The organism is Telluria sp. RT2P19 (genome assembly GCF_059685725.1).
In genome coordinates this window covers 414,578-439,059 of sequence record NZ_JCASIL010000002.1, presented here as the reverse complement: position 1 = coordinate 439,059, position 24,482 = coordinate 414,578, and the positions used below count along the sequence as shown (strand labels likewise).

General features: G+C 65.7%; 18 protein-coding genes. 9 read left to right on the top strand and 9 right to left on the bottom strand.

Features of this window, described 5'->3' with window-relative positions; translation table 11 throughout:
- Positions 1–16: 16 nt before the first annotated feature.
- The 4 genes from AC56KW_RS04135 (at position 17) to AC56KW_RS04120 (ending at position 7,896) form a co-directional block, all read left to right on the top strand.
- Positions 17–4,711 (top strand): NAD-glutamate dehydrogenase domain-containing protein, encoded by a 4,695-nt coding sequence (locus AC56KW_RS04135; protein WP_497169450.1) that lies wholly within the window; start codon positions 17–19, stop codon positions 4,709–4,711.
- Between the two features lie 3 nt (positions 4,712–4,714).
- Positions 4,715–5,701: a succinylglutamate desuccinylase gene (locus AC56KW_RS04130; RefSeq protein WP_497169449.1), complete on the top strand. Its 987-nt coding sequence runs from the start codon at positions 4,715–4,717 to the stop codon at positions 5,699–5,701.
- An 89-nt stretch (positions 5,702–5,790) separates the two neighbouring features.
- Positions 5,791–6,903 (top strand): NADH:flavin oxidoreductase/NADH oxidase, encoded by a 1,113-nt coding sequence (locus AC56KW_RS04125; protein ID WP_497169448.1) that lies wholly within the window; start codon positions 5,791–5,793, stop codon positions 6,901–6,903.
- 123 nt (positions 6,904–7,026) lie between these two features.
- A complete protein-coding gene (locus AC56KW_RS04120) occupies positions 7,027–7,896 on the top strand; it encodes a head GIN domain-containing protein (protein ID WP_497169447.1) in 870 nt (289 codons plus the stop codon).
- A 6-nt stretch (positions 7,897–7,902) separates the two neighbouring features.
- Here the strand turns inward: AC56KW_RS04120 and AC56KW_RS04115 are convergent, their stop codons facing one another.
- Positions 7,903–9,093, bottom strand: a complete 1,191-nt coding sequence (locus AC56KW_RS04115) for a globin domain-containing protein (protein ID WP_497169446.1) — start codon at positions 9,091–9,093, stop codon at positions 7,903–7,905.
- A 245-nt stretch (positions 9,094–9,338) separates the two neighbouring features.
- Here AC56KW_RS04115 and AC56KW_RS04110 point away from each other — a divergent pair, with 245 nt between their 5' ends.
- Complete coding sequence (locus AC56KW_RS04110; protein WP_497169445.1) at positions 9,339–10,820, top strand: APC family permease; 1,482 nt, start codon at positions 9,339–9,341, stop codon at positions 10,818–10,820.
- A gap of 1 nt (position 10,821) precedes the next feature.
- Entirely contained in the window at positions 10,822–11,496 is a 675-nt protein-coding gene (locus tag AC56KW_RS04105) for a CatA-like O-acetyltransferase (RefSeq protein ID WP_497169444.1), read from the top strand.
- Here AC56KW_RS04105 and AC56KW_RS04100 read toward each other — a convergent pair.
- The 4 genes from AC56KW_RS04100 to AC56KW_RS04085 form a co-directional block, all read right to left on the bottom strand.
- Positions 11,459–12,553 carry an alpha/beta fold hydrolase gene (locus tag AC56KW_RS04100; protein ID WP_497169443.1) on the bottom strand — a complete coding sequence of 365 codons (1,095 nt, stop codon included), beginning with the start codon at positions 12,551–12,553 and terminating at the stop codon, positions 11,459–11,461. The genes AC56KW_RS04105 and AC56KW_RS04100 overlap by 38 nt on opposite strands.
- Positions 12,554–12,713: 160 nt before the next feature.
- Positions 12,714–14,873: a S46 family peptidase gene (locus tag AC56KW_RS04095; RefSeq protein ID WP_497169442.1), complete on the bottom strand. Its 2,160-nt coding sequence runs from the start codon at positions 14,871–14,873 to the stop codon at positions 12,714–12,716.
- 131 nt (positions 14,874–15,004) lie between these two features.
- A complete protein-coding gene (gene cls, locus AC56KW_RS04090) occupies positions 15,005–16,270 on the bottom strand; it encodes a cardiolipin synthase (RefSeq protein WP_497169441.1) in 1,266 nt (421 codons plus the stop codon).
- 82 nt (positions 16,271–16,352) lie between these two features.
- Positions 16,353–16,622: a GlsB/YeaQ/YmgE family stress response membrane protein gene (locus tag AC56KW_RS04085; protein ID WP_137174542.1), complete on the bottom strand. Its 270-nt coding sequence runs from the start codon at positions 16,620–16,622 to the stop codon at positions 16,353–16,355.
- A gap of 294 nt (positions 16,623–16,916) precedes the next feature.
- Between AC56KW_RS04085 and AC56KW_RS04080 the strand changes: the two genes are divergently transcribed.
- Positions 16,917–18,239, top strand: a complete 1,323-nt coding sequence (locus AC56KW_RS04080; RefSeq protein WP_497169440.1) for a hypothetical protein — start codon at positions 16,917–16,919, stop codon at positions 18,237–18,239.
- Between the two features lie 75 nt (positions 18,240–18,314).
- Here AC56KW_RS04080 and AC56KW_RS04075 read toward each other — a convergent pair whose 3' ends face one another.
- Genes AC56KW_RS04075 through AC56KW_RS04065 form a run of 3 tightly spaced genes read right to left on the bottom strand, consistent with a single transcriptional unit; the run spans position 18,315 to position 20,016 of the window.
- Positions 18,315–18,884, bottom strand: coding sequence for a YceI family protein (locus AC56KW_RS04075; protein ID WP_497169439.1), 570 nt, complete (start codon positions 18,882–18,884; stop codon positions 18,315–18,317).
- Between the two features lie 32 nt (positions 18,885–18,916).
- Positions 18,917–19,471 (bottom strand): YceI family protein, encoded by a 555-nt coding sequence (locus tag AC56KW_RS04070; RefSeq protein ID WP_497169438.1) that lies wholly within the window; start codon positions 19,469–19,471, stop codon positions 18,917–18,919.
- Positions 19,468–20,016, bottom strand: coding sequence for a cytochrome b (locus tag AC56KW_RS04065; protein WP_497169437.1), 549 nt, complete (start codon positions 20,014–20,016; stop codon positions 19,468–19,470). Before AC56KW_RS04065 ends, AC56KW_RS04070 begins: the two co-directional genes overlap by 4 nt.
- Before the next feature lie 148 nt (positions 20,017–20,164).
- Here AC56KW_RS04065 and AC56KW_RS04060 point away from each other — a divergent pair, with 148 nt between their 5' ends.
- The gene (locus AC56KW_RS04060) at positions 20,165–22,120 is read left to right on the top strand and encodes a TOL_0244 family TonB-dependent receptor (protein ID WP_497169436.1); all 1,956 of its coding nucleotides are present in this window, start codon (positions 20,165–20,167) and stop codon (positions 22,118–22,120) included.
- Positions 22,121–22,310: 190 nt separating this feature from the next.
- On the opposite strand, the gene purB is transcribed toward AC56KW_RS04060, so the two are convergent.
- The gene (purB, locus tag AC56KW_RS04055) at positions 22,311–23,702 is read right to left on the bottom strand and encodes an adenylosuccinate lyase (protein ID WP_497169435.1); all 1,392 of its coding nucleotides are present in this window, start codon (positions 23,700–23,702) and stop codon (positions 22,311–22,313) included.
- Between the two features lie 157 nt (positions 23,703–23,859).
- Between purB and AC56KW_RS04050 the strand changes: the two genes are divergently transcribed.
- Complete coding sequence (locus tag AC56KW_RS04050; RefSeq protein WP_497169434.1) at positions 23,860–24,474, top strand: glutathione S-transferase C-terminal domain-containing protein; 615 nt, start codon at positions 23,860–23,862, stop codon at positions 24,472–24,474.
- Positions 24,475–24,482 lie beyond the last annotated feature (8 nt).

Sequence of the window (24,482 nt, the reverse complement as noted above, 5' to 3'; positions counted from 1 at the left end):
ACTTTGGAGAAGCAAGATGAAAGACATGCCCAACGATTTGCGCAACCAGACGCTCGCCCTGGTCGGCGCAAACCAATCCGCCAACAGCGCGCAGGTCAATGCCCTGATCGCCGCCTGGCTCGGATCGCTCGACGACGAAGACCTGGCCGGCACCGCACCGCAAAGCCTGGCGCCGGTGCTGGTCGAGGGATTCTCGCAACTGGTGCAGCGTACCGGCCCCGGCGCCCAGGTCGCGACCATGCGCTATTCGGACGGCCGCGGCGGCACCGCCACCGCACTCTTGATTCTGAACGACGACCGTCCCTACCTGGTCGACTCCTTCGTGATGGCCCTGCGCCGCGAGCGCATCACCGCCGCCGGCGTGATGAACGCCGTGCTGCCGGTGCGCCGTGACGGCCAGGGTGTCGCGGTCGGCGTGGGCGAAGCCGGCAGCCCGCTGGAATCGATCGTCCTGTGCCTGCTGAACGACGAACTGCAATTCGAAGAACTGGACAAGCTGACCGCGCGCCTGCGCATGGTCGCCAACGACGCCGCCACCGTGCAGCGCGACGCCGTCGCCATGGGCGACCGCATGACCGCCGTGGCGGCGGCGGCGGCCGCCGCCGGCACTCCGGAAGGCCAGGAAGTCGCCGCCTTCCTCGAATGGGCCAAGAACGAGGGCTATGAGCCGTTCGGCTACGCCTACTACGTCGTCAAGCCGGGCGCGCGCGAACTCGAACGCGATATCCCGAGCCGCATCGGTGTGCTGAAGGACACCGCGCACCCGGTCTACGGCACCTGCCTGGCCAGCATCCCGGGCGACTTCGAGACCTTGTCGCTGCGCGCCGAGAACCTGTCGATCGTGAAAGCCGACGTCGCCGGTACGCTGCACCGCGATGCGCCGCTGGACTTCATCGGCGTGCGCGACCTGGACGCGCAAGGCAAGATCCTGGGCGAGCACTGCTTCATCGGCCTGTTCACCCGCGCCGCCACCTCGACCCCGCTGGCGCGCCTGCCGTTCGCGCGCGGCCGCGTGGCGCGCGTGCTTTCCATCGCCGGCGTGCGCCAGGAAGGCTTCCGCGCCGAGAAGTTCATCGAGATCCTCGAGTCGCTGCCGCGCACCGAAGCGCTGGAAGCCGAGCCGGAATGGCTGGCCGAAGTGTGCGGCGCCGTGGTCTCGCTGTACAAGCAGCCGCGCGCGAAGGTGTTCGCGCGGCGCGACGTCTACCAGCGCCACCTGAACGTGCTGGTCTACCTGCCGCGCGAGCGCTTCAGCGCCGCTGTGGCGGCCAGCCTGGCCGCCGCCCTCAAGGAAAGCTCGGGCGCGCGCGACGTCGACGTCCAGACCCTGGTGGCCGATGGCCCGCTGGCGCGCGTCTACCTGACCGCCCACGCCGCGCGCTACCCGCTCGACCTGGAAAGCGACATCCAGCGTCCGCTGCTGGGCGTGCTCGATGGCTGGCATGACCGCTTCGCCGAGTTGATCAACTCGGTCGACGAAAGCCGCCAGCGCAGCCTGATGCGCAAGATCGTGCCGACCCTGCCGGTCAACTTCGTCACCGCGACCGCGCCGGAAACCGCTTTCCGCGACGTGCATGCGTTGCTGACCAAGTGCCGTCCGGACCGCGTGACCGCGCGCATCGAGAACGATGACGCCGCCGGCGCCTCGATCCGCCTGTACTCGAGCGAGACCGTGCCGTCGCTGTCGCGCATCCTGCCGGCGCTGCAGAATGCCGGCATCGCGGTCGACCGCGAGCAGACCTACCGCCACACCGGGCTGGATGGCGTGCGCCGCTACGTGACCGCGCTGACGGTCGACGCCGAGAGCGCGGCCAAGCTGGCCAAGCCGGGCATCGCCAACGTCGCCGAAGAACTGTTCAGCGCCCTGTTCAACGACGAGGCCGAGGACGGCCGCATGAACGGGCTGACCATCGAAGGCGGCCTGTCGCTGCGCGAAGTGCAACTGCTGCGCGCCTATATCAGCTACTGGCGCCAGCTCGGCTCCAAGTTCTCGGTGCGCTACATGGCCGAAACGCTGCGCACCCAGCCTGCGCTGGTGAAGGAATTCGTTGCCGGCTTCCTCGAGCGCTTCGACCCCGCCCTGGGCGAAGAGCAGCGCAACCAGGGCAGCACCAGGCTGGCCACCCTCAAGACCGGCCTGCCGAGCGTGAACCACGCCGATACCGAAGAGATCATGGGCGCCCTGGTCGACATGGCGCTGGCCACCGTGCGCACCAACTACTTCCAGAACAGCGGCGAGAAGATCATCTTCAAGGTCGACACCAGCAACCTGGCGCTGGCGCCGGAACCGCGTCCTTACCGCGAGATCTATGTGTTCTCGCGCCGCTTCGAGGGCGTGCACCTGCGCGGCGGCCCGGTCGCCCGCGGCGGCCTGCGCTGGTCGGACCGCATGGAAGACTACCGCACCGAGGTGCTGGGCCTGGTCAAGGCGCAGATGGTCAAGAACGCCGTCATCGTTCCGGCCGGCTCGAAGGGCGGCTTCGTATGCAAGCAGATGCCCGCCGGCGCCCCGCGCGAAGTGGTGGCGGCCGAAGGCGAGGCATGCTATCGCCTGTTCATCGCCAGCCTGCTGGAAGTGACCGACAACCGCGTGCAGGGCGAGATCGTCCCGCCGCCGGCCACCGCGCGCCATGACCAGGACGATCCTTACCTGGTGGTGGCTGCCGACAAGGGCACCGCGACCTTCTCCGACATCGCCAACAGCATCGCGGTGGAGCGCGGCTTCTGGCTGGGCGACGCCTTCGCGTCGGGCGGCTCGAACGGCTACGACCACAAGAAGATGGGCATCACCGCCAAGGGCGCGTTCGAAGCGGTCAAGCGCCACTTCTACGAACTGGGCCACGACCTGGCCAACAACCCGATCACCATGGTCGGCGTGGGCGATATGTCGGGCGACGTGTTCGGCAACGGCGTGCTGCTGTCGCGCCAGCTGAAGCTGGTGGCGGCATTCGACCATCGCCATATCTTCCTGGACCCGACGCCGGACGTCGAAGTGTCGTTCAAGGAACGCGCGCGCATGTTCGCGCTGCCGCGCTCGTCGTGGGAAGATTATGACAAGAGCCTGATCTCGGCGGGCGGCGGCGTGTATCCGCGCAATGCCCGCTCGATCGAGCTGTCGCCGCAGATCCGCGAAGTGCTGGGCATCGACGAAACCTCCTTGAGCCCGCAGGAACTGATGCACCGCATCGTCAAGGCGCCGGTCGACCTGTTCTACAACGGCGGCATCGGCACCTATATCAAGGCCTCGACCGAGACCCACGCGCAAGTGAAGGACCGCGCCAACGACGGCATCCGCGTCGACGGCAGTGAACTGCGCTGCAAGGTGGTGGCCGAGGGCGGCAACCTGGGCGCGACCCAGGCTGGCCGTATCGAATTCGCGCTGGCTGGTGGCCGCATCTTCACCGATGCGATCGACAACTCGGCCGGCGTGGATTGCTCGGATCACGAGGTCAACGTCAAGATCTGGCTCGACACCGAAGTCAACGCCGGCAAGCTGCCGGAGGGCGACCGTAACCGTATCCTGAACGAGATGACGGGCGAGATCGAGCGCCTGGTCCTGCGCGACAATACGCTGCAGACCCACCTGCTGACGCGCGAGGTGCAGGCGCAGGCCAATAGCGCGGTGGTCGACGGCTACATCGCCCTGATCGGTAACCTGGAAGCCGAAGGCGCGGTCTCGCGCGAGCTGGAGCAATTGCCGACGGACGTAGAACTGCAGCGCCGCAAGTCGCTCGGCCTGGGCCTGACGGCGCCGGAACTGGCGGTGGTCATCGCCAACGTCAAGAATCGCTTCAAGCGCACCCTGGCAGCCTTGCCGCTGACGGACGAAACGTGGGCCGATTCGCTGCTGCGACCTTACTTCCCGGCCCAGCTGGTCGCTACCCGTGATCCGCTGGATCACCCGCTGGCCAATACCATCCTGGCCACCGTGCTGGCCAATGAGGCGGTCAACCGCTGCGGCCCGCTGATGCTGCGCGACCTGGCGCTGGAACACCGCATCGACGAAACCGAAGTGGTCAAGGCCTGGGCCCGCGGCTGGGCGGCGCTGCACCTGGCGCCGGTATTCGAGGCGCTCGACCATGACGCCCTGGTGGTGCCGCGCGACGTGTCGGTCGCGGTCGACAACCGCAGCCGCGCCATGCTGCGCGCCACGGTCGAAGGCGTGCTGTCGCTGCCGGCCAATTCGGAAGGCCTCAAGGAACTGTCGACCCTGTTCGCCGAGGCCGACCAGAGCCAGGCGCCGCAGATCCGTTCGGAAGCCGACGGCCACACCGGCCTGCCGGTGCCGTTCGCGGCAGCCTGGAAGGCGGTCGAGATCATCGAGTCGCAGGCGTCCTTCCTGTTCGCTGCCGTGTCGGTGCAGCGACCAGCTGGCATGACCCTGCTGCAGTTCCTGCAGATCGGCACCGTGCTGCGCCAGAAGGTCGGTATCGACACCCTGGAACTGGGCCTGAAGCTGCCGGCGCAGAGCAAGTCGCAGGAACAGCTGCGCAACTATGCGCTGCAGTCGCTGCGCCGCGCCCAGCAACGCCTGCTGCTGCAGGTGATCGAGCGCGCTGGCGGCAGTGGCGGCAATATGGAAGCGGCGGTCGAGGAAGTGATGGCTGCGCGCGGCCTTACCGGCTTCACCCAGCCGGCCGACCTGGAGCAGGCGATGCTGGACGTGTGGGCCCTGTCGGAAGGCCTGAACCCAGAACGCCTGGCGGCCTGAGTCGTGAGCGCATTGCCTGAAGCAGTGCGCGCGCTGGCCGAGGCGGATTTCGCCTCGGTCGCGCAGCGCTTCCAGGACGCCGGCTTCGCGGTCGCGCAGCTGGCGTCCGGCGTGCTGACCGTGAAGGCGGCGACACCTGACGCCAAGCGACCCAGCGTGCTGGTCTCGGTCGGCGTGCATGGCGACGAGACCGGGCCGATCGAAATGGTCGCCTGGCTGGTGGAGAGCTTGTCGCGCACTGCGCAAGCACTGGCGGTGGACCTGATGCTGTGCGTCGGGAACATCGATGCGATCCGGCTCGGCAAGCGCTTCGTCGACGCGGACCTGAACCGGATGTTCCGTCTTGAACGCGGTTCGCTGGCCGGCACGTTCGAGGCGGGCCGCGCCGACGTGCTGATCGAGGCCACGCGCGCCTTCTTCGAAGGCAGTGGGCCGCAGCGCTGGCACTTCGACCTGCACACGGCGATCCGGCCTTCGCACTACCCGATGTTCGCGATCGTGCCCGAGCTGATCGAGGACACGGCGCGCAACAGCCTGGTCGACTGGCTGGGCGAAGCCGGCATCCAGGCCGTCATCATGAATCCGGCGTCGGCCGGCACCTATAGTTATTTCACCTGTGAACACCTGGGCGCGGCCGGCAGCACGGTCGAGCTGGGGCGGGTCGGCACGCTGGGGCAGAATGACTTGTCGCAGTTTGCCGATGCCTCGTCAGCGCTGGAGCGCCTTCTGCGCGGCGAGCCTGCCGGTGGAGCCAAGGCCGCGCCGCATGTGTTCGCGACGGCGCAGTCGATCACGAAGCTGTCCGATGCGTTCAGCATGCGCGTGGGCCGCGAGACGTGGAACTTCACGCCGATGAAGCGGGGCGAGGTAATCGCTTCCGACGGCGATACGGTGTATTCGGTGAAGCACGACGAGGAACTGGTCGTGTTCCCGAACCCCGATGTGCGGGTAGGCTTGCGCGCCGGGATCATGGTGGTGCGCATCAATTAGGCAAGAGCGGGCCTCGGCTCGCTCTTTTGCCGTCTGCAGGAATCCGGCCGGCGGGCTAGACTGAACCTCCTTGAAACGCAGGAGGCACCATGAGCAAGCTGTTTTCTCCCTATTCCCTGGGCACACTCGAGCTGTCCAACCGCATCGCCATCGCGCCGATGTGCCAGTACTCGGCCGTCGACGGCCTGCCCACCGACTGGCACATGATCCACCTCGGCAACCTGGCCCTGTCCGGCGCCGCGCTTCTGATCATCGAAGCCACGGCCGTCGTGCCCGAAGGCCGCATCTCGCCGGATGACCTGGGCCTGTGGTCCGAGGACCACGCCAAGGCCCTGGAGCCGGTCATCGCCGCGATCCGCCGCCATTCCCCGATCAAGGTCGCCGTCCAGCTGGCCCACGCCGGCCGCAAGGCATCGAGCGAGGTACCGTGGCAGGGTGGCGCCAACATCCCGCCCGACCAGCCGCGCGGCTGGCAGACCGAGGCGCCGTCCAGCGTGCCGCACGCCGAAGGCGAGACCGTGCCGCTGGCGCTGGACGCCGCGGGCCTCGTGCGTGTGAAAGACGCCTTCGTGGCCGCCGCCCGCCGCGCCCGTGCGCTGGGCTTGGATGCGATCGAGCTGCACGGCGCCCATGGCTATCTGCTGCACCAGTTCCTGTCCGCGCTGGCCAACCAGCGTGACGACGAGTACGGCGGCTCGCTGGAGAACCGCATGCGCTTCCCGCTCGAGGTGCTCGCCGCCGTGCGTGCGGCCGTGCCGGGGATGACGGTCGGGATGCGCATCTCGGCCACCGACTGGGTCGACGGCGGCTGGGACCTGGAGCAAAGCGTGCGCTTCGCCCGCGCGCTCAAGGAGCAGGGCTGCGATTTCATCCACGTCTCGACCGGCGGCATCTCGCCCTTGCAGCAGATCCCGCTGGGACCGGGCTACCAGATCGAATTCGCCGAGCGCATCAAGCGCGAGACGGGCCTGCCGACCATCGGCGTGGGCCTGATCACCGAGGCGCGCCAGGCCGAGGAGATGCTGCAGCAGGACCAGGCCGACGTCATCGGCCTGGCGCGCGCCATGCTGTACGACCCGCGCTGGCCATGGCATGCGGCGGCCGAACTGGGTGACCACGTGGTCGCCCCGCCGCAGTACTGGCGCTCGCAGCCGCGCGAGCACAAGGCCTTGTTCGGAGACACCAGGCTGGGCCAGCGCTGATCCACTCGCGCCGCGTTCTTGCATTCCAGCGCGGCGTTATTGCACTTCGTCGCATGCAGATGGTGGCGGGACAGGGAGCTTGTTAGAGTGCCATCACTCGAACAACAACCTGATTGGACTGCCATGCGTACCTTCATCGCCCTTGCCTCAGTCGCTTCCCTTGCCGCCTTGACCGGCTGCGCCATCATCGTCGCCCCTGGCGACGGCGATACCCGCGTGCATACCGCGTGGAGCAGCGATGCGAAGGAGGGTGACGGCGTGGCCGCGCGCGACCAGCGTGCGATCGGCGCCCTGCCTGCGCTGGACGTGAGCGGCTCGCTGCCGGTCGAGGTGCGCGTCGGCCCCGCGCCGTCGCTGGTGGTGGAGGCGGACAGCAACCTGCTGGCGCTGATCCGCACCGAGACCCAGGGCGACACCTTGCGGATCTACTCGGAAAAGAGCCTGCGCAGCAAGACCCCGCTGCGCATCGTCTACACGGTGCCGCGCCTTTCCGAAGTGCGCGCTTCCGGCGCCACCCGGGTGGAAGTGAGCGACCTGAATGGCGCGCCGCTCGATGTGAGGAAAAGCGGTTCGTCCGAAGTACGCCTGAGTGGGAAAGTCGGCAGCCTGAATGCGCGTTCCAGCGGCTCCGGCCTGCTCGATGCGACCAGGCTGCAGGCCGACGGCCTCGATGCGACCCTGTCGGGATCGAGCCGTGCGCGTCTGGGGCAGGTGAATGGCGACCATGCGCGCATGGAGCTGAGCGGATCGAGCTCGCTCGACGCCAGCGGCGTGGTGCGCTCGCTGAGCGCGCGCGTGAGTGGGTCGGCCAGTATCGACCTGGCCGACCTGAAGACACAGGACGCTGACCTCGGCGCGAGTGGTTCGGGCGGCATCCGCGCCACCGTCAAGCAGTCGCTGTTCGCCCGCACCTCGGGCTCTGGCGGCATCCGTGTCTATGGCCACCCGGCGCAGCGCAACATCACTGGCGACCGGGTGCACCTGCTTGATTAAGGCCGGTTACAACAGGTTGTCCAGCAGGTCGGGACCGAACACCTCGCGGTGGATGCGGCTGGCCGGGGCGCCGTCTTCGAGCAGCGCGTTCCACTGCGCCTGCATGAACGGCAGCGGGCCGCACATATAGACATTGGTCTCGCTGCGCGGCCACTTCGGCAGGCGCGCCAGGTCCATGAAACCGGGCAGGGTGTCCGGCGCATCGCCTTGTTCATGGAAGCTCACCACCTCCAGGTGCGGCATGCGCGCCTTGGCGGCGGCAATGTCGGCCTGGTGCGGGTGATGCTCGGCGTTGCGCGCGGCGTGCGCGAAGATCACGCGGCGCTGCGGGTTGACCAGGGCGATGCGGTTCAGGGCGCCGATCATCGGGGTGATCCCCACGCCGGCCGACAGCAGCACCACCGGCTCGCTCGATTCGGTATCCGGCAAAAAATCGCCGAACGGATGGCTCACCTGCAGGATGTCGCCCACTTCCACGTTACGGTGCAGCCAGTTCGACACGGCGCCGGCCGGGATATTCTGGTTGCCTTCTTCGCGCTTGACCGAGATGCGCATCGAGTCGATGCCGTGCGCGTCCGACAGGCTGTACTGGCGCAGCTGGCGGAACCCGTCGTCGAAGATCGCTTCCACGCTCACGTACTGGCCGGCCTTGAACGGCGCCAGCGGCTCGCCATCGTGCGGCACGAAGCGGATCGACAGCACGTTCTTGCTTTGGCGGACGACTTCGGTGACGCGCATCGGACGCAGGTAACCCGCCTCGATGCCGGCGTCCGCATACAGCTTGGCTTCGGCGTCGATGAACACCTTGGCCAGCGAGCCATAGGCTTCTTCCCAGGCCTTCATCAGCGGTTCGACGGCGGCGTCGCCCAGGGTCGACTTGATCGCGCCCAGCAGGTGGAAGCCGACGATCGGGTAATGGGCGGCGGTCAGGCCCACCGACACGTGCTTGTGCACGATGCGGTTCACCACCGGGCCGAGGGCCGCGGCATTGTCGATATTGGCCGCGTAGGCGAATAGCGCCGACGCGAGCGACTGCTGCTGCACGCCGCTGGCCTGGTTACCCATATTGAACAGGTTGGTCAGTTCCGGGTGGGCCTTGAACATATTGGCGTAGAAGGTGGTCGTGATGGCCGAACCGTGCTCGCGCAAAACGGGAACCGAGGCGTCGATGTATGGGCGGGAGGCAGTGGAAATCATGGAGATCCTCAATAGATGCAATTGGAAAGCATGTTTTGTTGCTGAAAAAAGCCCGCCGGATGTTCTTCGCTCGGGGGCAACGATATGTCAACGGAAGAGATTCTATCAAAGATGCTTTGCGAATGCACCTTATTTAAACTATTTATTGCGAGGGAGGCGGAGTCCCCTATAATCGCTCCTTCATTTTGAGACTGTTGAGCTGCGGCTGCGAGCCGCGATCACTACCGCGCACCGAAGGACTCGCCGTGAATCAAACCCTGGGCCAGAAGCTGTTACGTACCAAATCGGCAGCACCCCACCATGAGGAAACCGCCAGCGTCGGCGTCGCCGGCGCCTTGCCCGGCCTGCATCGCTCGCTCGGCCTGTTCCCCCTGACCATGATCGGCGTCGGCGCCACGATCGGCACCGGCATCTTCTTCACGATGGTGGAAGCAGTGCCGAAGGCCGGTCCGGCGGTCGTGCTGTCCTTCCTGCTGGCCGCGCTGACGGCCGGCCTGACGGCATTGTGCTACGCCGAACTGGCGGGCCGCGTGCCGGCCTCGGGTTCCTCATATTCGTTCGCCTACGCCACCGTCGGCGAATTCGCGGCCTTCATCGTCGCAGCCTGCCTGCTGCTCGAATACGGGCTGGCCGCCAGTGCGACTTCGATCGGCTGGTCCGACTACCTGAACAACTTCCTGCTCAACGCCTTCAACTGGCAGATACCGGAGCAACTGCGTTCGCCGATGTTCGTCTCGGACCACCATAACGTCACTTTCCATCCGGGGAACATCAACCTGCCGCCGATCCTGCTGGTGATCCTGTGCGGCCTGCTGCTGGTGCGCGGCGCCAGGGAATCGGCCACCACCAACGCCATCATGGTGATCATCAAGCTGGCGATCCTGGTGTTCTTCGCGGCGATCGCCTTCACCGGCTTCGACGCCAACAACTTCCAGCCCTTCTTCAACATGAACGAAGCCTCGGGCTATGCCGGCATGGCCGGCGTGACCGCCGCCGCCGGCACCGTGTTCTTCTCCTTCATCGGCCTGGACACCATCGCCACCGCTGGCGAAGAGGTCAAGGACCCGCGCCGCAACGTGCCGATCGGGATCCTGGCGGCGCTGATCATCGTGACCGTGTTCTACATGCTGGTCGCGGTGGCCGCCATGGGCGCCCAGCCGGCCCATATGTTCGAAGGCCAGCAGGCCGGCCTGTCGGTGATCCTGCAGAACGTGACCGGCCAGGCCTGGCCGGCCCTGGTGCTGTCGGCCGGCGCGGTGGTGTCGGTGTTCTCGGTGACCCTGGTGACGATCTATGGCCAGACTCGTATCCTGTACGCGATCAGTCGCGACGGCCTGATCCCGCAGGTATTCCAGAAGGTGAGCAAGCGCACCCAGGCGCCGGTCAAGAACACCATGATCGTGTGCGTGGTGGTGGGCCTGGTGGCGGGCAGCGTCGACTCCACCTTCTTGTGGGACATGGTGAGCATGGGCACCCTGACCGCCTTCATGGTGGTGTCGATCGCGGTGCCGGTGATCCGCAAGCGCCAGGGCGTGGATGCGCCACCGGGCTTTCGCGTGCCGTTCGGTCCCTATGTGGTGCCGGGCCTGTCGGTGCTGGCCTGCCTGTACATCATGAAAGACCTGTCGGAGGCGACCTTCCGCGTGTTCTTCATTTGGATGGCGGTGGCGGTCGTGGCCTATTTCGCCTACGGCATGCGCAACAGCCGCCTGAACAAGGCGAAGTAAGATGGAAAAGTTCGAACAGCGGCGCGACCGCTTCGCGCTGTTCGACGGCATGGACAGCCCGTCGGTCAACCTGTGCTTCCCGCTCGAGTTGCCCGATTTTCGGCCATGGTGCAAGGCGCAGGGCCTGGCGCCGTTCCACGTGCTGCTGTGCGCGGTGCTGCGCTCGGTGCTCAAGGTCGAGAACTTCCGCTATCGGATCTTCGACGACGAAGTGATCCGCATCGAGCGCCTGATTCCATCGTTCACCGTCAAGAACCAGAACGACGACCTCAATTTCGCGACCTTCGACTGGTCGGACGACCTGCGTGAATTCGTCGCGCGCGGCCGCGCGGCGGGGGCCGAAGCGATGGGAATGACCGGCTTGAACCAGCGCTATGCCACCTTGTCGCCGCGCGCCGCCAAGGACCAGGTCTTCGTTACCTGCATCCCGTGGCTCGAGTTCACCTCGATCCAGCATCCGACCACCCGCGTCGGCCGTTCCGATATTCCGTCGCTGGCGTGGGGACGCTTCCGCGATGGCGCCGACGGCAAGCTCGTATTGCCGTTCTCGGTGCAGGCCCACCATGGCTTCGTCGACGGCTTCCATATCCATGCGCTGGGCCTGCAGGTTGCGACCGAGCTGGCGGCGATGATGGCGTCTACTGCGCCAGCGGCCGCACGTACTTCAGCAGGCTGACCAGGGTCTTGCCCGGCTCTTCCCACGGCGCCATATGGGCCGAGCGCTCGAACCATACCGCCCGCTTCGACGGCGCCTTGACCCGCGCCAGCCAGGACTCGGTCGGCGCGGTCGGCGTCGTGTAGTCGTGCCGGCCCAGGAACATCACGACCGGGATGGGAAACTCGGTCACCTTTGTATAGTCGACTTCGACGAATTCCGGCAGCAGCCGGCCCAGCGTGAGCAGGCTGCCGGCGTCGATGGCCTTCACCTGGTCCATCGTGTAGTCGGGCGACAGCAGCGGACCCTTGAAGAAATACGTCGATTCGCTGCGGTAGGCTGACAAGCCCCCGTAGTGCTGCGGCCACTTGCGCGCCGCCACGATGCGCGCGCGCGTGATCGGCTGGTCGCCGGGATACGGTGCGATCGCCTGCAGTTCCTTCAACGCGGCCTTGTCGCCGTGGATACGGGCCTGTTCCAGCGCGTACTCGAAGCTGATGCGTTCGTTCTCGCGCGTGCTGATCACCTGGCCGATGCCGACGTAGGCGTGGAACAGGTCGGGACGCTTCAAGGACGCCGCCATCGAGATCACGGTGCCCCAGCTGTGCGCCATCAGCACCAGCTTCTGCTTGCCATAGCGGCCGCGCAGGTGTTCGGCCACCTCGATCAGGTCGTCGACGTAGCGTGCGATGTGGATCGTCTCGCCGACGATGGCGGGATCGGCCTCGCCATAGGTCTTGCCGGCGCCGCGCTGGTCGTAGTTGGCGACCGTGAAATATTCCTCGATCGGACGCTGGAACTGCCACATGGTCGGCACGATGGGCGAGGCCGGGCCGCCGTGCACGAACAGGATCATGGGATTGGCGCGGTCCTGGCCGCGCACATTGATCCATTGGTCGATGTCGCCGATGCGGGTCTTGTACGACTCCTGTACGCCGTGCGGGGCCACGATGCGCTGCAGGTCTGCGACCGCGGCGCGGGCGCCGGCCAGGTTTTTCTCGGCCGCGCCGTCCTGCGCCGCGGCGCTCCCGCACAGCATGCCCAGCGCGGCCAGGCAGCCTATCAGGGTCGTTTTCATCGCGCTCTCCCGAAATCGTTTGAATCCAGTGTAGCGAGTGGAGCTCCCGCCGTCGCGGCGCACGGGACAGGCAGTCGAAACAGGGGAGCAGGCGGTACGAAACGCGGTAAAAAAGGCCGCGCCCCTTGCGGTGGCGCGGCCTTCGGTGGAGCAGGAACGATTACAGCGCGTTCATCTCTTTCAGCAGGTTATCCGCCTTGTCCACTTCCTTCATATTCCACAGCATGTAGCGGGTATCGACCTGGATCGAACGCGTCATGGTGTTGTTGAAGTCCCAGTCCGAGATGATCGAATCCAGGGTGCCGTCGAAGGCCAGGCCGATCAGCTCACCCTTGGCGTTCAGCGCGGCCGAACCCGAGTTGCCGCCGGTGATGTCCAGCGTCGCCAGGAAGTTGACCGGCAGGGTCTTGAGCTTCGGATCGGCATACTTGCCGAAGTTCTTCGCCTGGATCGCGGCCAGCTGGTTGCCCGGCGCATCGAATTCGCCTTCGCCGGTGTGCTTGGCGGTCACGCCCGACACGGTGGTGAAGGCGGTCCAGCCGGTGGTGCCGTCGGCGCCGACCGCGCGGCCGGCGATCTTGCCGAAGGTGACGCGCAGCGTGCTGTTGGCGTCCGGGTAGACAGCCTGGCCACGGCTGTTCATGTAGGCGATCTTGGCCTTCATGTAGTTGCCATAGGCTTGCTGGATCTTGCCGGCCGACTCCTCGCCTTTTTCTTCATCCTTGATGTCGGCGTCGTACATCGCGACCGCGGCCTTGATGAAGCTGTCGCTCGATGCCTTGAAATCGGCCGGCGACTTCTTGAGCCAGGCGGTGCGCTCTTCTTTGCTGGCCAGCTTGGAACCGGCATAGATGCGGTCCAGCGCCGACTTCAGTTCGGCGTCGCTCATGCCCGGCTTGACGCCCAGCGCGGCGTCGAACGCCGCGTCATGCTCGGCGGCCGGCTGTGCGTTGTACTGCTTCAGGAAGTTCAGCACCAGCGCCTTGTCGACCTTCTCGTCGTAGGTACGGTCCTGGCCTTCGATGACCGAAGTCAGGCGCGGCAGGTCGCGCTCCTGGTAGCCGGTCTTGCGCTCGGCGTCCGGCTTGGCGCGTTCATTGGCCAGGCGGTACAGGGTGCGCGCCGAGCTCAGGAACTTCGGCTGCGAATAGGTCAGGAAGAAGCCTTTTTTCGTCCCGGCGTCGCGCTCGGCGATCAGCTTCTCGGCCGCTTCGATGTCGGCGCCGTACTGCGCCTTGCGCGACGCGTCGGCATTCACCCAGGCCTTCAGTGCATTGTGCTCGGCGGTCTTGCGCTGCAAGAAATCGCTGCCCTGGTACGAGACCAGCATGCCCTTGCGGTTCTTGTAGTAGTTGTTCACACCCGCGATCTGGCCAGCGTACTTCAGGCGCGCCGCCGGGTCGTTCTTGGTTTCACGGTCGATGATGGCCAGGGTCTCGCCAGATGCCTGCACGAACGCCGGGTAGTTCCAGTCGAAGGTGAAGGCCACTTCGGACGGCAGGCGGTGGCGGTTGGTGCGGCCAGGGTAGCCCAGCACCATCACGAAGTCGCCTTCCTTGGCGTGGTCCTTGGCGATCTTGATGGTGTGCTTCGGCTTGTACGGCACGTTGTCCTTCGAGAACTCGGCCGATTTGCCGTCCGGGCTCACGTAGGCGCGGTAGAAGCCGTAGTCGCCGGTGTGGCGCGGCCACATCCAGTTGTCGGTATCGCCGCCGAACTTGCCGACGCCTTCGGCCGGCGCGTGCACCAGGCGCACGTCGCGGATCTCGAGCTGCTTCAGGCGGTAGAACTCCAGGCCGCCGTAGTAGCTGGCCACGGTGCAGCGGTATCCGGCTTCCTGTTCGCAGGCCGCCACCAGGTTCTTCTGGTTCTTCTCGATGGCGTCGATGCGGGCCTTGCCGGTCAGCTTGGCGACCTCGGGGGTGATGACCTGGTTGCTCACATTCGTCACTTCGTCGGTGACGTAGATGCGGCTGCCTGGCGAGGCCGGCAGTTCCTCGGCCATGGTCTTGGCCAGGAAGCCGTTCTTCAGCAGGTCGCGTTCCGGGGTCGAGTTGACGGCGATGCTGTTGTAGACGCAGTGGTGGTTGGTGACCACCAGGCCTTGTGGCGACACGAAGGATGCCGAGCAGCCGCCCAGGCTGACGATCGCGCCCATCGGGAACTCGGTCAGCTTGGTCAGGTTGGCCGGATCCAGCTTGAGGCCGGCGGCTTTCAGTTGCTTGGCGACTTGCGGCAGCTGTTGTGGCATCCACATGCCTTCGTCCGCGTGGGCGGCGAAGCTGCTCAGGATGGCGAGCGAGAGAAGGGTCTTTTTCATGCGCTTTTGATCTGGTTGGGAAGGGAGACACTGAAGTGCGTCCATGAGTATCGTTAATCCCGTGATGGATCGTCAACCGCTATTTCGGCCACGCAATCAAAAACCCTTTTTTTACGGATCCACCGTGTTTACTACAGCTGCGTCTGCACCAAGGATGCTGCCCACGTGGTAAAGCGTTTCCACAGCGACCGTTTTGCAAACTTGTGCTCGGTCACCGGCGTCGCGCGTGCCCAGTCCTGTTCGTAGATCTCGCTCATCTGCGCGGCGAACGCTTCGTCCATCACGTTCAGGTTGGCTTCGTCGTTGATGCTGAACGAGCGGTTGTCGAAGTTGGTCGAGCCGACCGAGACCAGCAGCTTGTCGACGATGAGCGTTTTCACGTGATACATGGTCGGCTTGTATTCCGAGATCTGCACGCCGGCGTCGAGCAGCTCTGGCCAGCGGTCGCGCGAGGCGGCCTTGACCAGGTCGGAATCGATGATCTCGCCCGGCGTGATCAGGCGTACCCGCACGCCGCGCTTGGCGGCCGCGATCAGGGTACGGATGGTCAGGTCGTCCGGCACGAAGTACGCCGCCGACAGGTCGATCGTCTCGCGCGCGGCGGTGATCGACATCAGGTACATCAGGTGCATGCTCTCGCTGCCGCCGGTCGGCGAGCTCGAGAACATCTGGGCCGGCATCGTGCCCTTCGGCTCCAGCGCCGGAAAGTAATCGGGACCGTCGAGCACTCCACCGGTGGCCTTGGTCCAGTTGTCGTTGAACACCGCCTGGATCTGGCCGACTACCGGGCCTTCCACACGGAAGTGGCTGTCGCGCCAGTGATTTTCATCTTCGGCATTGCCGCGCCACTGGTCGGCGATGCCGACCCCGCCCGTGAAGCCGATCTTGCCGTCGATGACAAGCAGCTTGCGGTGGGTGCGGTTGTTCATGCGCGCCAGCTTCCACCAGACCGGCTTGTGGTAACGCTGCACGCGCACGCCGGCCTTCTTCATCTCGTCGACCAGTGCGTTGTCCATCTTCATGCTGCCCATGAAGTCGAGCATGACGTGCACTTTCACGCCGGCGCGGGCGCGTTCGGACAGCGCCTCGGAGAATTCGGTGCCGATCGACTCCGACCAGTAGATATAGGTTTCCAGCGTGATCGATTTTTCTGCCTGGCGGATCGCGGCGAGCATGGCCGGGAAGATCTGGTCGCCGTTGATCAGCGCCTCGATCTTGTTGCCTTCGAGAATAGGGGGACCCAGCAGCACGCCCATCGAGCGGCGGAATTGCGGGTCATGGGTGTCGTACTGCCTTGTCAGCTGCCGCTCGATCTGTTTTTCGCTCGGCATGAAATTGAGCGCGAGTACGCCCAGCACCAGCGTCGCGGCAATCGTGATCAACACTGTCCAGAACATTTTTGGGCTCATCAATAAAACCACAGAGGAAAAAAAACCAACGCACGCGGCGTTGGTTTTTACGAGTGACGTTTCGTTCGCATTAACGAACGCGACCGCGGCGGAGCAGGTTCACGATGGCCAGCAGGATGACAGCGCCCAGGAACGAGACCAGGAGCGAAGCGACGCTGAAGTCGTCCGAATTGATGGTGCCGCTACCGAACAGCGGCGACAGCAGCCAGCCGCCCAGGAAGGCGCCGACGATACCAACAACGACGTTAAGAATGATGCCTTGCTCTGCGTCGGTCTTCATGACCATGCTGGCAAGCCAGCCCAGGATACCGCCGACGACGATCCAGATGATGAATAACATGGTTGCTTCCTCCTCAAGTAAAAAGACATACCCCCAGGCCCAACAATTGCCGTGACCATGGGAAAAAGTCTAGAGGTGCACTCCCATCAAGTCGGTGCGGCAACTCACGTTGGATAGCGTTTTTGCATTGCCGTTCGCACGACCGGTCGCCGCACATTCACAAGTGGCGGTACTGTCCCCGACCGTGCGTCATCGAACAGAGCCGTAGAGCTGATGGGCATAAGGTAAATGCTCACGGCAGCGCCATCAGACAGCGTCTGGCCACCCGATTACCCGCACACAAAGGAAATTTCCATGAGCAGCTACGACACCGATCGTCAGAACCAGAACCAGCGCATGGTTACCGGCCTGTTCCCCGACCGCGCCAGCGCCGAACGCGCCTACGGCACCGTGTCCGATCGCGGCTACACCCGCGACGACGTCAACCTGATGATGTCGGATACCACCCGCCAGACCCACTTCGCCGACAAGGATACGGAACTCGGTAGCAAGGCGGCCGAAGGCGCAGGCATCGGCGCAGGCATTGGCGGCACCATCGGCGCCGTGCTGGCCGGTATCGCCGCGGTCGGCACGACCCTGGTGCTGCCGGGCCTGGGCGTGGTGGTTGCAGGGCCCCTGGCCGCGGCCCTGGCCGGCGCCGGCGCCGGCGGCATCACGGGTGGCCTGATCGGCGCGCTGATCGGCGCCGGCATCCCGGAAGAACGCGCCAAGCACTATGAAGAAGGCATCAAGGGCGGCGGCATCCTGATGGGCGTGAACGCCCGTTCCGACGAAGACGCGGCCCACATCCAGGAAAACTGGACCAAGCAGGGCGGTTCGCACGTGATCGGCGCCGGCCTGGGCATCGCCGGCGGCGCGGCGCTGGGCGCCACGGTCGGCACCGTCGCTGGTCCCATCGGCACCGTGACCGGCGCCGTGGTGGGTGGCGTGGCCGGCGGCATCGCCGGCAAGGGCGTGGGTGAAGTGGTCAATCCGAAGGCCGGCGACGACCTGGCCGAACACCACCTGGCCAAGGGCGTGGGCGCCGGCGGCGGCGCGGCCGCGGGTGCCGCGATCGGCGCCGTGGGCGGCCCGATCGGGATGGCGGCGGGCGCGGTGGTCGGCGGCCTGGCCGGCGGCGCGGCGGGCCGCGGTGCGGGCGAAGTGGTCAATCCGAAGGTCGACGACGAGCTGCATGACCATAACCTGGCGCAGGGCGTGGGTGCTGGCGGCGGCGCCACCGCGGGTGCGGTGATCGGCGCGGCGGCCGGTCCACTGGGCGTGGCGGCGGGCGCTGCGATCGGCGCCCTGGCGGGCGGCGCGGCCGGCAAGGGCGTCGGCCACATGGTCAATCCGCACGAGGAAAACGAGTACTGGCGCAACCAGTACCAGACCCAGCCTTACTACTCGCCGGGCTACACCTATGACGACTATGCGCCGGCCTATGCGCTGGGCTACAACAGCTACGGCAAATACGACGGCGGCTACGATGCCAACGAGGGCCACCTGGCCGGCGAATGGGAACGCTCGAAGGGCAATTCGCGCCTGAAGTGGGAACAGGCCAAGTCGGCGACCCGCGCCGGCTGGCACCGCGTCGAGCGCGCGATTCCGGGCGACTTCGACCGCGACGGACGTTGATCATCCGGCGTTGAAACCCACGTGAAAAAGCCCCGTCGGCGCGAGCCGGCGGGGCTTTGTACATGGTTCGATCGATCAGCGCTTGACGGCTTCGACCTGGATCGCCAGCTTCACTTCCGGCGAGAAGTTCGGCAGGCCGAAGCTGATGCCGAAGTCGTCACGCTTGAAGGTGCCCACCACGTCGGCGCCGCAGGCTTCTTTTTTCAGCATCGGGTGCATGATGCACTTGAACTTGTTGATCTGCAGGGTCAGTGGCTTGGTCACGCCGTGCAGGGTCAGTTCGCCGTCGACCGAGGTCGGCACGTCGCCGGTGTACTTGATCGACTTCGACTTGAAGGTCGCGGTCGGGTACTTGGCGGCATCGAAAATGTCCGGCTTCTTGGCATGCTCGTTCATTTTCTCGTGGCCGAAGTCGATGCTGTTGATGTCGACGGTGATGTCGAGCGAACCGGTCTTGGCTTCGCGGTCCAGGACGACGGTGCCCTTGGACGAGTTGAACTTGCCGCGCCATACCGACAGGCCCATATGGTCGGCTTCGAAGCTCGGGTAGGTGTGGTTGGTCTCGATGTCATAGGTGACCGGCGCGGCGAAAGCGGTGCTGGCGGCGAGGGCGGCGGCGGCCGCGATCAGGTGCTTGATCTTCATGTGGTGATGTCCTTCTGTGGTGTGGTGGTGAATTATGGTGCTGCGGTGACGCGGAACTTGATGACGACTTCATCGGCGACCATGCTCGTGTCCTTCCACTCGCCTTCGCCGATGTTGAAGGCCAGCCGCTTGATCGGCAGCTGTCCCTCGAATACCTGTTTGCCGCCTTCGGCCTTGACCGCCAGCGGGAAGGTCACGTCCGCGGTCTTGCCCTTCATGGTCAGCTTGCCCGTGACGTTCAGCTTGCCGGCGCCGGCCGGCGCGATGCTGGTCGAGACGAAGCTGGCCTTCGGGAACTGCGCCGAATTGAACCATTCCTTCTTGGCGACTTCCTTGTTGTACATCGGGTCGCCGATGTCGAAGCTGGCGGTGTTGATATCGACGCTGGCTTTCGAGGCGGCCGGCTTGGCCGCGTCATAGTCGATATTGGCGGTAAAAGTGCGGAACGGCGCCTCGACCGGCACGTTCATTTGCTTGAACACGGCCGACACGCTGCTCTTGGCGGGATCGGTCTTGAGCGGGACGGCGGCGGCGAGGGCGCTGGCGCCGACCAGGGTCGCGACCAGCATGGCCTTGAATGGTTTCATGGTTTCTCTTTCGGGATAGGGATGGGGAGCATGCGCTGCATCACGCCGTCGCGGTCGACCAGCAGGTGCTTGAACGCGGCCAGCACGTGCAGGGCCACCAGGCCGGCCAGCAGCATATTGAGCCAGTAGTGCACGCCGCGCAGCACGGCCTTGAGTTCGGGATCGGGTCCCATCAGTACCGGCAGCGGGATCTCGCCGAACACCACGACCGGGAAGCCGGCCGCCAGGCTGAAGAAATACCCCGACAGCGGCACTGCGAACATCAGCACGTACAGCAGGATGTGCAGGCCGTGCGCGGCGCCGCGCTGCCAGGCCGGCATGGCGTCGGCGTACTGCGGCGGGTGGTTGAACAGGCGCCACAAGAGGCGCAGCGCGGCCAGGGCAAGCACCGTGACGCCGGCCCATTTGTGCCAGTTGGTATAGCGGAGCTTGGCCATGCTGATGCCCTGGATATCGGTCATCACCAGGCCCAGCGTGAAGGTGCCGATGATGCCGATGGCGATCAGCCAGTGCAGCACGATGGCGGGCAGCGTATAGCGGCGCATGTTGTCTTTGGGTAACTAGTACGAGTTAGAACTAACCAACTATAGCAAAAAAGCGATCACCGTGCTGACGAGTGCAATTTTCTTCAGCAACACTAGCATGGACTTGTACAAAGTGCACATGCAGCGCTGCTGAATGTAAAATCAGGTGATGAGCGCGTTTTTCAGTTATCGCTGCAGGGGCCTTGTGCTGGCCGCGGGCGCAGCCGTGTGCCTGTCGCTACCTGCCGCGGCCGCCCCCGGCGGCCAGGCTGACCTGGCCGACCTGTCGATCGAGGAACTGGCCAATATCCAGGTGATGTCGGTCTCGAAGCGTCCAGAGCGCCTGCAGGACGCACCGGCGGCGGCGTTCGTGATCACGGCCGACGATATCCGCCGCTCCGGCGCCGAATCGCTGCCCGAGGCGCTGCGCCTGGCGCCCAACCTGCACGTGGCGCGCATCAACGGCTATGCCTATTCGATCAGCGCGCGCGGCTTCAATAGCGGCGCCAGCGTATTGGCCAACAAGCTGCTGGTGCTGATCGACGGGCGTTCGGTCTATACGCCGCTGTTCTCGGGCGTGTTCTGGGACGCGCAGGACGTGCTGCTCGAAGATATCGAGCGCATCGAGGTGGTCAGCGGTCCGGGCGGCGTGCTGTGGGGCCTCAATGCGGTCAACGGCGTCATCAACATTACCACCCGCTCCGCGCGCGACACGCAGGGCGCGCTGGTGGCGGTGCATGGCGCCAACGACGGCAGCGCCGGCGCGGCCTTCCGCCAGGGCGGCACCAGTGCCGGCGGCGTGGCCTGGCGCGCCTTCGGAAAAACCATCCGCCGCGATGACGGCGACCGCGTCGGCGGCGGGCGCATCGACGACCGCTACCGCCGCGCGCTGGTCGGCGCGCGCGCCGACTGGGAACGGGGCGGCGACCTGTATTCGGTAATCGGCAACGTCTACCAGGGGCGCCTCGACCAGCCGGCTCCCGGTGAACTCGCCACCCCGGGCGGTCCGGCCCAGCTCGCGCGCGTGCGATCGGACGGCGCCAACCTGACGGCGCGCTGGCAGCGCATGCTGGAAGACGGCGGCAACGTCGCGGCGCAGGCCTACCTCGACCACACGGTGCGCGAGGCGCTGCCGCTGTTCACCGAGCGCCTGGCGACGGCCGACCTGCAGTTCCAGCACACCCTGCCGGCGATCGGCGGCCACGCCATCGTGTGGGGCGCCAACTACCGCCACACCCGCGACCGCGTCGGCAACAGCCGCTGGGTCGCCTTCCTGCCGGCCCGCACCACGCAGCGCTGGGGCAGCGTGTTCGTGCAGGACGAAATCGCCGTGCGCGAGCAGTGGCGCCTGATCCTGGGCGGACGGGTCGAGTACAACCACTACACCGGCGTCGAATGGCTGCCGAGCGCCCGCCTGTCGTGGCGGCCCTCGCTCCAGCATGCGTTCTGGGCGTCGGCGGCGCGCACGGTGCGCGCGCCGGCACGCCTGGACGTCGATGCCTGGGTGCCGGGTCACCCGCCGTATATCCTGCGCGGCGGATCCGGGGTGCGCAGCGAAGTGGCGCGCGTGCTCGAGCTGGGCTACCGCGGCCAGCCGGCGCAGGCGCTGTCGTACACGGTGACCCTGTATCACCACGACTACGATCACCTGCGCACGCAAGAGCTTGATCCAACCCGTCATTACCTGGTGTTCGCCAGCCTGATGGAAGGCAGCGGCAGCGGCATCGAGGCCTGGGGCAGCTGGCAGGCCATGCCGCGCTGGCGCCTGTCGGCCGGCTGGACGGCCCTGCACCAGCGCCTGCGCCTGAAACCGGGCGGCACCGACGTGGCCGGGCTGGCCACGGCGCGGCGCGACCCGTCGCATACGGTGCAGCTGCGCTCGAGCTACAACATCGACGATGCGCGCGAGATCGACATCACGCTGCGCCGCGCCGGCGCCATGCCGGCGTCAAGGGTGCCGTCGTATACAGCGCTGGACGCGCGCTTCGGCTGGCGGCTGCGGCCAGCTCTGGCCTTGTCGGTGGTGGGAGAGAACCTGAACGGCGGGCATGCGGAGTTTGGCTCCAGCACGTATTGGGCCCGGTTCGAGCGCAGGGTGGGCGTCAGATTGCGGTGGGATTATTGAAGGTTGACGCTTGCAGCAGCTGGAAGCTGCACTTTAGCTGAACCAGACACCAACGTTCCCGCGAAGGCGGGAACCCAGGTTTCATGTGCTGCCACTATGTCAAGCGCAAGTGGCTGCTTCAAGAACTCGGGTTCCCACCTGCGCGGGAACGACGTGCGAAAGCCGACGCTTGGAAATGCGGAACCGACTCTTAGATATCCGCAGCCAGCCTGGCCGCCAGGCCCGTATAGTTCGCCGGCGTCATCGCCAGCATCAAGTCCTTGGCTTCCTGCGGCACGGCCAGCGTCTCGATGAACTCGCGCAGCGCGTCGCGGGTGATGCCCTTGCCGCGGGTGAGTTCCTTCAGCTGCTCGTACGGGTTGGCGATGCCGTAGCGGCGCATCACGGTCTGCACCGGCTCGGCCAGCACTTCCCAGTTCGCGTCCAGGTCCTGTTCGAGGCGGGCGGCGTTCACTTCCAGCTTGTTCAGGCCGCGCAGGCAGCTGTCGTAGGCCAGCAGGGCGTAGCCGAAGCCGACGCCGATATTGCGCAGCACCGTCGAATCGGTCAGGTCGCGCTGCATGCGCGAGACCGGCAGCTTGTCGGCCATGTGGCGCAGCACCGAATTGGCCAGCCCCAGGTTGCCTTCCGAGTTCTCGAAGTCGATCGGGTTGACCTTGTGCGGCATCGTCGACGAACCGATTTCGCCGGCCTTCAGCTTCTGCTTGAAGTAACCCAGTGAGACATAGGTCCAGATGTCGCGGTTCAGGTCGAGCAGGATGGTATTGGTGCGCGCGATGGCGTCGAACATCTCGGCCATGTAGTCATGCGGCTCGATCTGGATCGTGTATGGGTTGAAGGTCAAGCCCAGGCGCTGTTCGATCACGTCCTTCGAGAACGCCGGCCAGTCGAATTCAGGGTAGGCCGACAGGTGGGCGTTGTAGTTGCCGACCGCGCCATTCATCTTGCCCAGGATTTCAACGTCGGCGATGCGCTTGACGGCGCGCTGCAGGCGCGCGACCACGTTGGCGAATTCCTTGCCCAGGGTGGTCGGGCTGGCGGTCTGGCCGTGGGTGCGCGACAGCATCGGCAGCGCCGCATTGGTGTGCGCGATCTGCGTCAGCTTGGCGATGATCGCCTGCAATGCCGGCAGCATCACGCCGTCGCGCGCGGCCTTGAGCATCATGCCGTGCGAAGTGTTGTTGATGTCTTCCGAGGTGCAGGCGAAGTGGATGAATTCGCTGGCCGCGACCAGTTCGGGCACATCCTTCACTTGCTCCTTGAGCCAGTACTCGACCGCCTTGACGTCGTGGTTGGTGACCGCCTCGATTTCCTTGATGCGCGCCGCATCCTGTTCGCTGAAATCCGCCGCCATCCGGTCGAGGTGAGCGATCGCTTCGTTCGAGAACGGCTTGATCTCGGCAAAGCCGGCCTGCGACAGCGCCTGCAGCCACGCGATTTCGACCTTCACCCGGTGGTGCATGAAACCTGTTTCCGACAGGATCGGGCGCAACTTGTCGGTTTTGGTGGCGTAGCGGCCGTCGAGCGGGGACAGGGCCGACAATGTCGGGGAAACTGCTGGGGACAGGGCGGTAGAGGTCATGGCGGGCGGTCCGGGCAAAAACGCGGATTTTACCACCGGAAGGCATTCGAACCCTTGCGCATCCTGCGCTTGGGAGATGTATGCGGGCGGCGACAGCGCAGGTTTTGCGGCAGGGCCCGATGCTATACTGGGTTTCGATCTTCAACTTTGTGCGTCCATGAAACTCATCGGTTCTGTCACCAGCCCCTACGTCCGCAAGGTCCGTGTCGTGATGGCGGAAAAAAAGCTCGACTATTCGTTTATTCAAGAGAATGTCTGGGCCGCCGACACCACCATCCAGCAGACCAATCCGTTGGGCAAGATCCCATGCCTGGTGATGGAAGACGGCAGCACCCTGTACGACTCGCGCGTGATCGCCGAATACATCGACACCCTGACGCCGGTCTGCAAGCTGCTGCCGCCCAACGGCCGCGACCGCGCCGAGGTCAAGGTCTGGGAAGCGCTGGCCGACGGCGTGCTCGACGCCGGCATCCTGGTGCGCCTGGAAACCACGCTGCGGCCCCCAGCCCAGCAAAGCCCCGAGTGGGTGGCCCGCCAGTGGGGCAAGGTGCACGCCGGCCTGCGCGTGATGTCCGAGCGCCTGGGCGAATCCAGCTTCTGCGCCGGCAACCACTATTCGCTGGCCGACGTCGCCGTCGGCTGCGCGCTGGGCTGGATCGCCTTCCGCTTCCCCGACATCGACTGGCGCGGCGACTACCCGAACCTGGCGCGCCTGTTCGATAAACTGTCCGAACGCCAGTCGTTCAAGGACACCGTCCCCTTCCTCGCGTGAGCGGCGCG